This is a genomic window from Candidatus Omnitrophota bacterium, from assembly GCA_026387175.1.
In the GTDB taxonomy this organism is placed as follows: domain Bacteria; phylum Omnitrophota; class Gorgyraeia; order 2-01-FULL-45-10; family 2-01-FULL-45-10; genus CAIMPC01.
This window is the reverse complement of the sequence record JAPLME010000009.1, coordinates 1-14,459: the sequence shown is the minus strand read 5'-3', so window position 1 is coordinate 14,459 and position 14,459 is coordinate 1. Positions and strand designations below refer to the sequence as shown.

The following is a 14,459-nucleotide window of genomic DNA, read 5'->3' as shown; positions in this document are numbered from 1 at the left end:
ATAGCTCTTCACCGTCGCCTTGCCCTTCTGAGCCAGAGTAGCTAGGATCGATGCTGTAAGGGTGGTCTTGCCATGATCGATGTGACCGATCGTACCGATGTTCACGTGCGGCTTGGATCTTACGAATGCTTCTTTTGCCATGAAATTCCTCCGATTTTAATTATCGTTACTACTTCCTTAATTTACTGCGTCCGCTTGTCTCTATTATTTTTTCGGACAAATTCTTGGGCACTTCCTGGTAGAAAGAAGGCTCCATTGTATATGATGCGCGGCCTTGAGTCAAGCTTCTTAGGCTAGTCGCGTATCCGAACATCTCGCTAAGCGGCGCCAGCCCTTTGATGACTTTAAGATTTCCCCTGTCGTCTATCCCGTCGATCTTTACCCGACGGGAACTCAGGTCCCCTATGACATCGCCCATATAGTTGTCGGGCGTTACGACTTCAAGGTTCATGATCGGTTCCAGAAGCACGGCCCCGCCATTCTTCATGCCTTCGTTGAATCCTAATATCCCTGCCATATGGAACGCCAGATCCGATGAATCAACTTCGTGAAACGAACCGTCGACAAGTTTCACGTCGACATCGTTTACGGGATAGCCCGCGAGACATCCGCTTTGCGCGGCCTCGGCAACGCCTTCTTTGATCGATGATATAAATTCTCTCGGGATCGCGCCGCCGATGATCTTGCTTTCAAAAACTATTCCGGTGCCTTTCGCCCCCGGAGCAACATCGAAAACGACGTGCCCATACTGGCCTCTGCCTCCGGACTGCTGAATAAATTTACCGACCGCCCTGGACTGCTTGGTGATCGTCTCCTTATATGCGACCTGCGGCTTATCGACGCTGGCCGCGACGCTGAATTCCCTGAACATACGATCGATGATTATCTCCAGATGCAGCTCACCCATTCCGCTTATGATAGTTTGACCGGTCTCTCTATCATACCTGACCCTGAATGTCGGATCCTCGTCACAGAGCCTGTTCAACGCCATCCCGAGCTTCTCCTGATCGGCCTTTGTCTTGGGCTCTATCGCCATGGATATGACGGGCTCGGGGAAGTGTATCGACTCGATCATAATCGGATTATCTTCTTTACAGATCGTTTCTCCGGTAGTCGTTTCCTTTAAGCCGACCAGAGCCACGATATCGCCGGCCTCGGCCTTTTCAACTATCTCCTGCTTATTAGCATGCATCTTCAATATCTTACCTATCCGCTCTTCCTTGCCTTTCTTTGAATTAAAAACATATTCGCTCGGCTTAAGGACGCCCGAATATATTCTGGCATATGCAAGCCTCCCCACAAAAGGATCCGAGACTATCTTGAATATAAGACCGCAAAGGTTGTCATCCACTGACGTCTGTCTGGTCACTTCCTGATCGGTATCGGGATTGATGCCTTTGATGGGGGGTATATCCAGAGGGCAGGGTAAAAAATCGACTATGGCGTCAAGCACCGGCTGCACTCCCTTATTTTTCGCGGAAGCGCCGCACAGGACAGGTATCATCTTGCCGCTTATCGTGGCCCTTCTGATAGCTTCCTTTAATTCGTTCGGATAAATCCCCTGTTCATGTAAATATTTATCCATAACCGTATCATCGGATTCGCCAAGCTTTTCAATCAGGTTGTGCCGATAGTGGCTCGCTTTCTTCTTCAGGTCATCAGGAATATCGGTAATATCAAAACCGGATTTGCCTTCCTCCCCTTTGTATATCATGGCTTTCATCGTTATCAAGTCTATAAGACCGACGTAGTTGCCTTCTGATCCTATCGGTATCTGAATAGGCACAGGATTCGTCATGAGCCTTTCGCGCATCTGGTCCACTACGCGGAAGAAGTCCGCGCCGGTCCTGTCCATCTTATTGATGAACGCTATCCTCGGAACACGGTATTTATCCGCTTGCCGCCAAACGGTCTCGGATTGCGGCTGCACTCCGCCAACAGCGCACAGCACTATAACGGCGCCGTCCAGCACCTTGAGCGAACGTTCGACCTCGACTGTAAAATCTACGTGGCCCGGCGTATCTATTATGTTTATATTCTTGTCCTTCCAGAAGCAAGTCGTCGCAGCGCTGGTGATGGTTATGCCGCGCTCCTGCTCCTGAGGCATCCAGTCCATAACGGCCGTGCCTTCATCGACCGTTCCTATCTTGTATAGTTTACCGGTGAAATAGAGTATCCTCTCCGTAGTGGTGGTCTTTCCGGCATCTATGTGCGCTATTATGCCTATATTTCTTAGATTTTCCAGTCTCGTATCAGCCATTATCGTATTTTCCAATGTCTCTACCATCTGTAATGAGCGAATGCTTTATTCGCTTCAGCCATCTTATGCGTATCTTCTCTCTTCTTTATAGCGGAACCCTGGTTGTTGTACGCTTCCAATAATTCGTCCGCAAGCTTTATCTCCATCGGTTTGCCCTTCTTGGTCCGCGCGAAATTGCGTATCCATCTCATCGCTATAGAGACCCCCCGATCAGGCTTCACGTCTATAGGAACCTGATATGTGGCTCCGCCGATCCTTCTGGGCTTTATCTCCAGAAGCGGCCTCGCGTTATCGATCGCCTTCTGGAAAACTTCCGCAGCCGGCTTACCCGTCTTCTGTGCAAGTATTTCGAATGCCCCATAAACTATCCCCTCGGCCTTGGATTTCTTGCCCTGGGTCATGATAGTATTTATGAACCTTGTAACCGTTACGTTCTTATATTTAGGATCCGGGAGAACTGTTCTTTTTTCCGCCCTTCGTCTTCTCATGATTTATCCCTTAGGCTCCTTTCCCTGCGACCGCTTTCACCTTCGGGCGCTTTGCTCCGTATTTCGACCTGGACTTCTTTCGGTCCACAACACCCGCGGTATCCAATACGCCTCTTACGATGTGATATCTGACTCCCGGCAGATCCTTTACCCTTCCGCCGCGCACAAGAACTATCGAGTGTTCCTGAAGATTATGCCCCACGCCGGGAATGTATGAAGTGACCTCGACGCTGTTCGTTAACCTGACCCTGGCGACTTTCCGCAAAGCCGAATTCGGCTTCTTGGGCGTCTGGGTCTTTACCTGGAGGCAAACACCGCGCCTTTGAGGACAGCTCTTCAGGGCGGGTGATTTGCTCCTGTTCTTGAACTTCTCTCTTCCTAATCTTATGATCTGGCTTATCGTCGGCATTTTATTTCCTAATTTTAATTATTACTTCTGTTCGACCGCTTCTTTATCTTCTGTTTTCGGCTCTTTCTTACCGGACTCTTCAATAACGTTCTTCACCATTGTTATGTCACGATGTGCGCTGAATCCGGTACCTGCCGGGATCAGATGGCCCATTATGATATTCTCTTTTAATCCCCTCAGCAGGTCCGTCTTGCCGCTTGCCGCTGCCTCCGTCAGAACCCTTGTGGTCTCCTGGAAACTGGCCGCGGAAATAAAACTCTCAGTATTAAGCGATGCCTTGGTTATACCTAAAAGCGTAGGCAGCGCGGTGGCGGGTTTGCCTTTTTTCTTAACAACCCTCTTATTTTCGTTCTGATATACGCCCTTATCTACCTGTTGACCCATCAAGAACGTGGTATCTCCCGGATCTTCAATCTTAACCTTACGCAGCATCTGCCTGACTATGACCTCGATATGCTTATCGTTAATGGTAACGCCCTGGAGCCTGTAAACTTCCTGAACTTCATTGACTAAATATTCCTGAAGTTTCTTATCTCCGGATACTTTCAATATATCCTGAAGAACCACAGGCCCGTCAACAAGCTGCTGCCCTGAATAGACTTTATCGCCCTTATATGCGTTCAAGTGTTTGCCGTGCGGTATCAGATACTCCTTCTTCATGCCTGTCGAGGATTTCACTATAACGCGCTTCTGGCCCTTCTTCGAATCCCCGAACTCCATTATACCGTCTATCTCGCTTATGATAGCCGGATCTTTCGGACGCCTTGCTTCGAAGAGCTCCGCGACTCTCGGCAGGCCCCCGGTGATATCCTTCGTCTTCGTAATAACGCGCGGAGTCTTAGCAAGCACTTCACCGGCTCCGACAGTCTTACCGTCGCCTACCACTATATGCGCGCCGGCGGGCAGAGGATATATCGCCAGGACTTCGTCATCTTTGCTCGATATGACTATTTCCGGATGATAATCGCCCTTATGCTCGATTATAACTCTGTTCTTAAGTCTGGTGGCGGGGTCGAGCTCTTCCTTCATCGTCACATCTTCCTTAATATCCTCGAACTTAATCTTACCTGCCACTTCTGTTAAAATAGGAACCGTGTAGGGATCCCATTTAACGAATGTCGTCCCGGCTTCGACTTCCTGTCCGTCCCCGACTCTTATTATTGAACCGTGGGGCACTGTATGTCTTTCAAGTTCGCGTCCTTGCGAATCATTAATGCTTATCTGGCCGTTACGGTTCAGGACGACCACTTCGCCCTCTTTCTTGGTCTGGACAACCTTAAGATTGTGATATTTGGCAACGCCTTTATATTTCGACTCCAGATATGACTGCTCGACTATTCTCGACGCGGTACCGCCAATATGGAACGTTCTCATCGTCAGCTGTGTTCCGGGTTCGCCGATCGACTGGGCCGCAATGATGCCGACGGCCTCACCGAGATCGACCATCCGTCCCGTAGCAAGGTTACGGCCATAACACTTCGCGCAAACGCCGTGCTCGCTATCGCAGGTCAGGACGCTTCGTATTCTTATCTTCTCGATGCCGCCTTCCTCGATCTGCTTGGCCTTCTCTTCGGTTATCTCGGCCCCTGCCTCGACGAGGACGGTATCCGTAATAACATCGACGATATTATCAAGGGCGACCCTTCCTATGATCCTCTCGGAAAGCTTCACGACCTCTTCATCGCCTTCGATTATCGCGCTTATCAATATCCCGTTCAGCGTGCCGCAGTCATCCTCGCTTATGATCACATCCTGAGCCACGTCGACGAGCCTTCTTGTGAGGTACCCGGAATCGGCTGTCTTCAATGCCGTGTCCGCGAGACCTTTTCGCGCGCCGTGAGTCGAGATGAAGTATTCGAGAACCGTAAGGCCCTCGCGGAAGTTGGCCGTAATCGGCGTCTCGATGATCTCTCCTGAGGGCTTGGCCATCAGTCCTCTCATTCCGGCAAGCTGTCTTATCTGAAGTTTTGAACCGCGGGCTCCGGAATCGGCCATCATGAATATAGGATTGAACGGATCGAGCTCCTGGAATATAAGATCCGACACGTCCTCAGTGGTATGTGTCCAGAGGTCTATAATCTTGTTATAGCGTTCCCTGTCCGTTATAAGGCCGTTCTTATACTGGTCTTCAACGTGAGCCACGTCCTGTTTAGTCTTCTTCAGGTATTCGTCTTTCTTCAAAGGTATGTGCAGATCGTCGATCGATATAGAGAGGCCCGCTTTTGTCGCTTCCTCAAAACCAAGCCTCTTAAGATCGTCGAGAAGCTTTATGACAATCTTATGCCCTTCCGACTTGTAGCATTTATACAGGGTCTTCGAAAGCTTGGATTTGGACATTGTATCATTAACAAATTCGACGCCCTCCGGCATGAGATTATTGAAGATCACACGCCCTACCGTAGTCTCTATAAGCTTATCTTTGATCATGACCTTTATCTTCGCGTGGACATTAATTTCATCGTCATTGTAGGCAATGACCACCTCATCGGTGTCCGAGAAGTATTTAGCCTCTCTCTTGTCGGCCGGATTCTCTTTCGTGAGATAGTAACAGCCGAGGACTATATCCTGAGTGGGAATTGTAATAGGCCTGCCGTCGGCCGGAGAGAATATATTGTTGGTGGACATCATCAGGAGCGTGCACTCCATCTGTGCCTCGATCGAAAGGGGCACGTGCACCGCCATCTGGTCCCCATCGAAGTCCGCGTTAAACGCCGTGCAGACAAGCGGGTGGATCCTTATGGCGTTACCCTCTATCAGGACCGGCTGGAATGCCTGCACGCCCAGCCTGTGCAGCGTCGGAGCGCGATTCAGCATAACCGGATGGTCCTTGATGACCTCGTCAAGTATATCCCATACCTCGAGCTTCGCCTTTTCCACCATCTTCTTGGCGCTCTTTATCGTATGGACAAAACCTTTTTCTTTCAATTTTTTTATAATGAACGGCTCGAAGAGCTCCAGCGCCATTTTCTTCGGCAGTCCGCATTCTCTCAGTTTCAGTTCCGGGCCGACCACGATAACGCTTCTTCCAGAATAATCGACGCGTTTCCCGAGCAGATTCTGCCTGAAACGCCCTTGTTTGCCTTTCAACATGTCGGAGAGAGATTTCAAAGGCCTGTTTCCGGGACCAAGAACCGCTTTTCCATGCCTGCCGTTATCGAAGAGAGCGTCAACGGCTTCCTGAAGCATCCTCTTCTCGTTCCTTATAATTATCTCCGGAGCCTTCAACCCTATAAGTTTCTTAAGACGATTGTTTCTGTTTATAACGCGTCTGTAAAGGTCATTAAGATCGCTTGTGGCAAACCTGCCGCCATCGAGCGGTACGAGCGGCCTTAAGTCCGGAGGAATGACCGGCACGACATCCAATATCATCCATTCGGGCTTATTGCCGGAATTCTTAAAAGCCTCTATAATCCTTAATAGCTTAGCGCTCTTCTTCTGAGAGTTATCCGACTTGGAATCTTTGATCTCCCTTTTCAGCTTCGCAGCCATCTTATCCAGATCGATCTCTTTCAAAAGGTCCCTGATGGCTTCCGCACCCATCTTTGCCGTAAATTTTGTACCGAACTTGTCCCTGTATTCCCTGTGCCTCTCCTCTGAAAGGAGGTCATACTTGGCCAGCGAAGTTTCACCGGGATCGATAACTATATACTCTTCATAATAAATTACTTTTTCGATATCTCTTGAAGTGATACCGAGCATGGCGCCCATCCTGGACGGCATAACCTTAAAGAACCAGACGTGCGAGACGGGACAGGCGAGATCGATATGGCCCATCCTTTCGCGCCTAACGCTTGAGCGCGTAACCTCGACGCCGCACCGGTCGCATATTATTCCCTTGTGTTTAATACGCTTGTACTTGCCGCAATTACATTCATAATCTTTCGTCGGGCCGAATATGCGCTCGCAGAACAATCCGTCTTTTTCAGGTTTCAGGGTCCTGTAATTAATGGTCTCGGGTTTCTTCACTTCACCCTTTGACCAGGACCTGATAACAGGGGCCGAGGCAATCTTTATCGTTATCGCGTTAAATGGAGTTACTTCATCTACCATATTATTTAGCCTCTCCTTGCGCGGCCTTCTTTTCCAGCTTTATCTCGAGACACAGGCTTTGAAGCTCTTTGACCAGGACGTTGAAAGATTCCGGTGTGCCGGGCCGCAGTTTATTATCGCCTTTAACGATAGCTTCATACATCTTCGTCCTTCCCAGGACATCATCCGATTTTACCGTCAGAAGTTCCTGCAGGGTGAACGCTGCGCCGTACGCTTCGAGCGCCCAGACTTCCATCTCTCCGAACCTCTGTCCTCCGAACTGGGCCTTTCCGCCAAGCGGCTGCTGTGTGACAAGTGAGTAAGGCCCTATCGAACGGGCATGTATCTTATCGTCGACCAGATGAGCGAGCTTCATCATGTAGATATATCCAACGGTCACCTTCTGATCCAGCGGACGACCAGTAAATCCATCGTAAACGGTTACTTTGCCTGAATCCGGAAGGCCCGCTTTTTTCATCTCCTCTTTTATCTCTTTTTCCGTAGCGCCGTCGAATACGTGTGTCGCTACGGTGAAACCCAGTAACTTGGCGGCCCAGCCCAGATGCGTTTCAAGTATCTGTCCAACGTTCATACGGCTCGGAACGCCCAACGGGTTCAGGACTATTTCAACAGGCGTGCCATCCGCAAGAAACGGCAGGTCTTCCTCAGGTAATATCTTAGCCACAACGCCTTTATTGCCATGCCGCCCGGCCATTTTGTCTCCCACCGATATCTTCTTCTTGCTCGCCACGTAAACTTTCACTTTCTTCAAAACCCCAGGAGGAAGCTCATCGCCTCTCTTCACTCTCTCTGTCTCTCTCTCAAGCTCAAATGAAAGCTCTTCTATCTGTCCGTCAAGCAGCCTCGAGATCCTGGATATCTCCTGCTCCACATCCGGGTTATTGAGTTTTACATTCTCGAGATCGCCTTTTTCTAAGATCTTCTTCAGATCCTTCACCCTTATTGTCCTGCCCTGCGACATCAACGCGCGGCCCGACTCCTGGTCGAGTATACCTGCCGCGAGCTTCTGGGCGACCAACAATTTCTGCAGTTTTCTATATTTTTCTTCTTTAATCTTCTGAATCTGAACGCCGAATGTCTCCTCAAGAACCTTTATCTCTTTATTCTCTTTTGTGCGTTCTTCTTTTGTTTTCGAACGCGCGTCGCGCCTTGAAAAGACCCTCACATCGACAACTATGCCTTCCACTCCGGGAGAAGCTATCAGCGAGGAATCCCTGACATCGCCGGCCTTCTCGCCGAATATTGCCCTCAGCAATTTCTCTTCCGGCGAAAGCTCGGTCTCTGACTTAGGCGTCACTTTTCCTACGAGTATGTCGCCCGGTTCCACAGACGCCCCCACCCGTATAATACCGGTTTCATCCAGGTCCTTGAGAGCATCCTCCGAGACGTTGGGTATATCTCTTGTTATCTCTTCGTTGCCAAGCCTCGTGTCCCGCGCTTCGATCTCGAACTCCTCGATGTGGACCGACGTGTACTTATCTTCTGCAACGAGTTTCTCGCTCAAAAGTATGGCATCTTCGAAGTTATATCCTCTCCACGGCATAAATGCCACGAGAACGTTCTTGCCTAATGCAAGCTCGCCCTCTTGCGTGGCAGGACCGTCCGCGATAACATCCCCTACCTTTACCTTGTCCCCGGGCGCTACGATCGGCCTCTGGTTAACGCAGGTATTGGCGTTTGATCTTTCGAACTTGCTCAGCTTATACGATTTACCGCTTACAACGATTTCACCGGAATCGACACTTGTAACGGTCCCCTCGTTGCGTGAAACAATAACTGCCCCGGAGTCCTTCGCCGTCCTGTACTCCATACCGGTGCCGATGAGCGGCGATTCCGTATATAATAGGGGTACCGCCTGACGCTGCATATTCGAACCCATCAGGGCGCGGTTTGCGTCATCGTGCTCAAGGAACGGAATGAGACTGGCGGCCACGCTGACAAGCTGTCTCGGCGAGACATCCATATACTGGATCTCTTTCGGATCGGATTTCAGGAAGTTATCTTTAAAGCGACAGAACGCTCTGTCTTCCGTGAAATGACCCTTGGAATCTATTTTTGAATTCGCCTGTGCTATTATGTAGAGGTCTTCAATATCCGCGGAAAGGTACTCGATCTTATCGGTGACCCTTCCTTCCTCAACTTTTCGATAAGGCGTTTCGATAAACCCGAATTCATTTATCCTTGCGTATGTACTCAACGAAGCTATCAGGCCTATGTTCGGGCCTTCAGGTGTCTCGATCGGACAGACACGGCCGTAATGTGAATAATGAACGTCACGGACCTCGAAACCCGCTCTCTCTCTGTTAAGGCCTCCGGGCCCGAGCGCGCTCATACGGCGTTTATGCGTCATCTCGGCAAGAGGATTTGTCTGATCAAGGAATTGCGATAGCTGGCTTCTGCCGAAGAAATCCCTGATAACACCGGAAACAAGCTTCGAATTTATAAGGTTATGCGGCATAATATTGGAAAGATCGTAAAGGTTCATTCTCTCTCTGCATGAACGATCCACCCTGGAGAGGCCTACTCTTATCTGATTCAAAAGAAGCTCTCCCGCGCATCTGACACGCCTGTTACCCAGATGATCGATATCATCAACATCGGCCTGTCCGGCCTTTACCGCGATAAGCTTAAGTATGACCTTTACGAGGGTCTGAGGAGTAATGAGCCTCTCTTCCAGCGATACATTCATACCCAGCTTCCTATTCAGCATATGGCGGCCGACCCCACCCAGATCGTACCGTTTGATATCAAAGAACAATCTTTCAACAAGGCTGGCTGCTGACTCAGGTGTCGGGGGGTCGCCAGGCCTGAGCTTCCTATATATATCCATCGTCGCGTCTTCTTTGTTCGATGAATGGTCTTTACGCAGAGTGTTCATCACTTCAGGATAGACCGTGTTCAATACCTCGATGCGCCTTACAGTAGAGTTCCAGATCTTATCGGCGATCTCCTTGGTGATCTTTTCGTATTTTTCAACTATTACAATGTTGGTCTCTTTTTCAACGACATCCTTTGCCAGCACCGAACCGTATAATTTTTCCAGCTGCGCCGATCGCGTAAGGTCATGAACTTCGATGCCGGACAGAGCCTTAAGTATGGACTCGTTGGTCTCGTATCCGAAAACTCTCAATAGGGCCGTAGCGAGAAATTTCCTTTTCCTATCCACGTAAACATGGAGGACATCATTAAGGTCGAATTCGAACTCAACCCATGCGCCCCTGTAGGGTATGATCCTGGCGGAAAAGACAGGCTTGCCGGTAGGGTGCAGTTCGGACTCAAAGGATATTCCGGGTGAACGATGAAGCTGGCTCACAACAACCCTCTCGTCACCGTTGACTATAAATGTGCCCGTCTCGGTCATTAAGGGCAGTTCTCCCAGATACACTTCCTGCTCTTTAGTCTCTTTCTTCGATTTAAGCCTCATCATGATGCGAAGCGCCCCGGCATAGCTCATGCCGCGTTTCTTGCACTCCGGTATTTCATATTTCGGTTTACCTATAGAATAGCTCAGATATTCCACGTTATATTCGCCATCGGGCGACTGTATCGGAAATACCTCTCTGAAAGCGGACTCCAGTCCTCTATTCTCACGCTTCGACTTTGGTACATCCTGCTGAAGGAACTCCCTGTAAGACGCCAGCTGTATCTCAAGAAGGTTCGGAAGTTTATAGCATTCCTCGATCTTCGCGTAGCTTTTACGTTTCGCCATCAGTCAACCTTTTTTAACGTTTCGGTTACGGTTTTACTTTAATTCAATCTTCGCGCCCTGAGCTTCGAGGGCTTTCTTCATCTTATCGGCTTCGTCCTTCGTCGCGTTTTCCTTTATCGTCTTAGGCGCGCCATCGACCAGGTCCTTGGCTTCCTTGAGGCCCAGGCTGGTAAGCGTGCGAAGCTCTTTGATGACCTGGATCTTATTGGCGCCGGCATTGGCCAGGACCACGGTGAAGGTGGATTTCTCTTCAGCGGCGGCGGCCGGTGCGGCTTGAGCGGCTGCGGCTACTGCAACGGGGGCGGCTGCGCTTACCCCGAATTTATCCTCCAGCGCTTTCACAAGATCCGCAAGCTCCATGACAGTCATCTTCTCGATAGACTCCATCACATTCTTCATCTTTTCCGTTAACTCGACTTTTGTTTCCATACTACTCCTCTCTTTCTTATTTATATACAGTTCTTAAGCTTTGGCTTCCTTAGGCGCCTGTTCAGGGGCGCTTGAATTCTGCTTCGCCGTCTTTACGGCGTCAACAACATATACGAACTTCCTCAAGACCCCACTGAGCGTATTTACGAAACCCGTTATGGGGCTCTTCATGCCGGCAAAGACCTGCGCCAGTAAAACCTCTTTAGCGGGCAGGCTTGCCAAAACTTTCACCTTGTCGGGCGTAATGCTATGCCCGTCAACTATTGCGCCTTTTATTTTAAACTTATCGTGAGTGCTTGCGAATACGGACAGGGCTTTGCAGGTGGCCAGGATATCCTCTCCGCTGAAAGAGATCCCCATGCCGCCGTCTATCTTCGAAATCTCATCGCTTAATTTCACCTTGTCGAATACAACTTTAAGTATCGAGTTCTTTACGATCAAATAATTCGAAGAAGATTTCTTAAGGCTCTTCCTGAGGTTTTCGAGATCTGAAGTGGAAGATCCCATATAGCTTGTTATTACGAAATTCGGGTGCGCATTAATACGGGAGATTATCTCTTCCGCCATCTTCTCCTTGCAAAGCCTCGCGTATTTTTCCTGTTTGGCCATGATATTATTTCCTAAATTCAGCTAGATCCAGCTTTATGCCGGATCCCATTGTAGTAGATATATAGAGATTCTTGACATGCTGCCCTCTAAGCCCTCCGGAGTTGGAACTCATTATAGCGTCTATCAGGGCCACAGCGTTTGCGTGCAGAGCATCTTCCGTAAATGATAGCTTTCCAAGCGGGGCGTGTATACCCGCCTGTTTATCCATCTTGAATTCTATCTTGCCGGCCTTAACCTCTTTAATGGTCTTTGCGGTTTCCATGGTAACGGTGCCGGACTTCGGGTTCGGCATAAGGCCCCTCGGACCGAGTACTTTGCCGAGCTTAGCCATATCTCTCATCATCTCGGGGGTGGCTATAGCGACGTCGAAACCCACCCAACCGCCTTGAACCTTTGCAATCAAGTCTTCCGCTCCTACAAAATCGGCTCCCGCTTCCTTGGCCCTTCTCTCTTCCTCGCCTTTACAGAAGACCGCGACCACCACTTTCTTGCCGGTCCCGTGCGGGAGAGCTACCGTGCCGCGTATCGATGCGCTCTGGCTCTGCTTCGGGTCTACCGTAAGTTTAGCCGATACTTCTACTGTCTCATCAAATTTCAATTTAGGCGCTTTCTTTAATATGGCGATGGCATCCTTAAGGCTGTATATCTTATTCTTATCTGATAGCGCACCCACCACCTTAAGCCTCTTAGTAAGCTTTTTCATTCCGCCACCTCTATGCCCATACTGCGGGCTGTGCCCGTTACTATCTTCACGGCCTTATCCATGTCATCTGTATTAAGATCTTTAAGTTTGACCTTCGCTATCTCCTTAACCTGTTCCAGCGTAACTTTTCCTACCTTATCCTTGTTAGGGGTGCCGCTTGCTTTTGCTACGCCGCATGCCCTCTTCAATAAAACGGAGCACGGAGGACTCTTTATGACAAAAGTGAAGGTCCTGTCTTCGTAAGCCGTTATAACTACCGGAAGAGTTACTCCGTCCTGGCCCTGAGTCTTCGCGTTAAATTGTTTACAAAAATCCATGATATTCAGGCCGTGCTGACCAAGCGCCGGACCAACCGGGGGCGCCGGATTCGCGCTGCCTGCCGGACAATACAATTTTATGACCGCTTTTACTTTCTTTGCCATTTGAGATCTGCCTTTTCTCTATATCTTTTCCGCCTGCCAGGTTTCCAATTCCACCGGCGTGGCCCTTCCGAAGATCGATATCATTACCTTTACCTTGCCCTTGGCAAGATTGACTTCCTCTACGGTACCGTTAAAACTGACAAACGGGCCGTCATTGACTCGAACGCTCTCGCCTTTTTCGAAAACTACCTTAGGTGTCGGCTTCTCTTTGGCTTCCTTCGCCTGCTTTAGGATAGAGGCTACTTCGTCTTCCTTTAGCGGAAGAGGCCTCGAACCTGCGCCCACAAATCCCGTAACGCCTGAGATGCTCTTTACCAGATACCAGGTATCGTCGGTCAGCTCCATCTCCACCAGTAAGTACCCGGGGAAAAACTTCCTTTCCGATATCCTTTTCTTTCCGGCCTTGACCTCTGAGACCTGTTCAATAGGAACGAGCACCTGCGATATATTATTGCCAGCCAGGCCAGCCTTTATCTTGCTCTCCAGGGATTTCTTTACCCTGTCTTCGTAACCTGTCTGTGTATGTATAACGTACCAGCTCTTTGCCATATGTCCAGCCTTGTCCGACTCCTATAACTTCGCCATTATTATATTTACCATTGCCGACAGCCCGGCATCACACACTCCGATGAAAAGCGACAATAAAGCCAATGAGATGAGCACTATTATCGTAGAGCCGATTAACTCATCCTTCGTGGGCCATGAAACTTTGCCCATCTCCATTTTCACATCTTTAAAGAAATCTTTAAATTTTGCCATAATTTTTACAAAGAAACCTTCGCCCGCTAATGGCAGGCTTTATAAATCAAACCTAACCCTCGCCCTCGAAATTACCGATCGCCGGTCCTTTACCTTGCGCCCTTGGAAGGGCGCATTTTCAGGACCAGCTTTGCCTAGGTATCCGCTTTTAGCGAATCTGGCAGGCCAGGAGGGACTCGAACCCCCACCACGCGGCTTTGGAGACCGCTGCTCTACCAATTGGAGCTACTGGCCTCTCCAATTCCTCCTGACATACCCGGCAATATAATGAAGACTAACTTTACCCGAGGCATCGCGTGCCTGCATTACTGCGGGGCCTACCTAAACTACTTAATCTCCTTGTGAGCAGTATGCTTTCTGCAAAATTTGCAGAATTTACTAAGCTCGAGCTTGTCCGGATTCTGCTTCTTATTCTTAGTGGAAGCGTAATTCCGGTTTCTGCATTTGGTGCATTCCAGGGTGGCAAGCTCTTGCATTTTATTTACTCTATAACTTCGGTTACCACGCCCGCGCCTACGGTATGGCCGCCTTCGCGTATGGCGAAGCGCAGCTCTTTTTCCATGGCGATGGGAGTGATCAGCGCTACTTCAAAGGTCACATTGTCTCCGGGCATCACCATCT

The 14,459-nt window shown here is 49.5% G+C and carries 14 protein-coding genes and 1 tRNA gene; all 15 read right to left on the bottom strand.

Annotated elements, in window-relative coordinates; genetic code table 11:
* On the bottom strand, positions 1-141 hold a 141-nt coding region (locus NTY76_05540; GenBank protein ID MCX5678555.1), incomplete at its 3' end, for a GTP-binding protein.
* A gap of 28 nt (positions 142-169) precedes the next feature.
* Positions 170-2,260 carry an elongation factor G gene (gene fusA, locus NTY76_05535; GenBank protein MCX5678554.1) on the bottom strand — a complete coding sequence of 697 codons (2,091 nt, stop codon included), beginning with the start codon at positions 2,258-2,260 and terminating at the stop codon, positions 170-172.
* 20 nt (positions 2,261-2,280) lie between these two features.
* Positions 2,281-2,748, bottom strand: a complete 468-nt coding sequence (gene rpsG, locus NTY76_05530; GenBank protein ID MCX5678553.1) for a 30S ribosomal protein S7 — start codon at positions 2,746-2,748, stop codon at positions 2,281-2,283.
* Positions 2,749-2,758: 10 nt separating this feature from the next.
* Positions 2,759-3,157 carry a 30S ribosomal protein S12 gene (gene rpsL, locus NTY76_05525; protein ID MCX5678552.1) on the bottom strand — a complete coding sequence of 133 codons (399 nt, stop codon included), beginning with the start codon at positions 3,155-3,157 and terminating at the stop codon, positions 2,759-2,761.
* A gap of 21 nt (positions 3,158-3,178) precedes the next feature.
* Positions 3,179-7,207 (bottom strand): DNA-directed RNA polymerase subunit beta', encoded by a 4,029-nt coding sequence (rpoC, locus tag NTY76_05520; protein ID MCX5678551.1) that lies wholly within the window; start codon positions 7,205-7,207, stop codon positions 3,179-3,181.
* Position 7,208: 1 nt separating this feature from the next.
* A complete protein-coding gene (gene rpoB, locus NTY76_05515) occupies positions 7,209-10,916 on the bottom strand; it encodes a DNA-directed RNA polymerase subunit beta (protein ID MCX5678550.1) in 3,708 nt (1,235 codons plus the stop codon).
* A 33-nt stretch (positions 10,917-10,949) separates the two neighbouring features.
* The gene (gene rplL / locus NTY76_05510) at positions 10,950-11,315 is read right to left on the bottom strand and encodes a 50S ribosomal protein L7/L12 (protein ID MCX5678549.1); all 366 of its coding nucleotides are present in this window, start codon (positions 11,313-11,315) and stop codon (positions 10,950-10,952) included.
* A gap of 63 nt (positions 11,316-11,378) precedes the next feature.
* The gene (gene rplJ, locus NTY76_05505) at positions 11,379-11,954 is read right to left on the bottom strand and encodes a 50S ribosomal protein L10 (GenBank protein ID MCX5678548.1); all 576 of its coding nucleotides are present in this window, start codon (positions 11,952-11,954) and stop codon (positions 11,379-11,381) included.
* A 4-nt stretch (positions 11,955-11,958) separates the two neighbouring features.
* Positions 11,959-12,657: a 50S ribosomal protein L1 gene (rplA, locus tag NTY76_05500; GenBank protein ID MCX5678547.1), complete on the bottom strand. Its 699-nt coding sequence runs from the start codon at positions 12,655-12,657 to the stop codon at positions 11,959-11,961.
* Positions 12,654-13,079: a 50S ribosomal protein L11 gene (rplK, locus tag NTY76_05495; GenBank protein ID MCX5678546.1), complete on the bottom strand. Its 426-nt coding sequence runs from the start codon at positions 13,077-13,079 to the stop codon at positions 12,654-12,656. The genes rplA and rplK overlap by 4 nt, the downstream gene beginning before the upstream one ends.
* Positions 13,080-13,097: 18 nt before the next feature.
* Entirely contained in the window at positions 13,098-13,628 is a 531-nt protein-coding gene (nusG, locus tag NTY76_05490) for a transcription termination/antitermination protein NusG (GenBank protein ID MCX5678545.1), read from the bottom strand.
* A 21-nt stretch (positions 13,629-13,649) separates the two neighbouring features.
* Positions 13,650-13,838 carry a preprotein translocase subunit SecE gene (gene secE, locus NTY76_05485; GenBank protein ID MCX5678544.1) on the bottom strand — a complete coding sequence of 63 codons (189 nt, stop codon included), beginning with the start codon at positions 13,836-13,838 and terminating at the stop codon, positions 13,650-13,652.
* 158 nt (positions 13,839-13,996) lie between these two features.
* Positions 13,997-14,073: transfer RNA gene (locus tag NTY76_05480), tRNA-Trp, on the bottom strand.
* A 91-nt stretch (positions 14,074-14,164) separates the two neighbouring features.
* Positions 14,165-14,314 carry a 50S ribosomal protein L33 gene (gene rpmG / locus NTY76_05475; GenBank protein ID MCX5678543.1) on the bottom strand — a complete coding sequence of 50 codons (150 nt, stop codon included), beginning with the start codon at positions 14,312-14,314 and terminating at the stop codon, positions 14,165-14,167.
* A gap of 5 nt (positions 14,315-14,319) precedes the next feature.
* Positions 14,320-14,459: elongation factor Tu (gene tuf / locus NTY76_05470; protein MCX5678542.1), on the bottom strand; the 140-nt coding region annotated here is incomplete at its 5' end.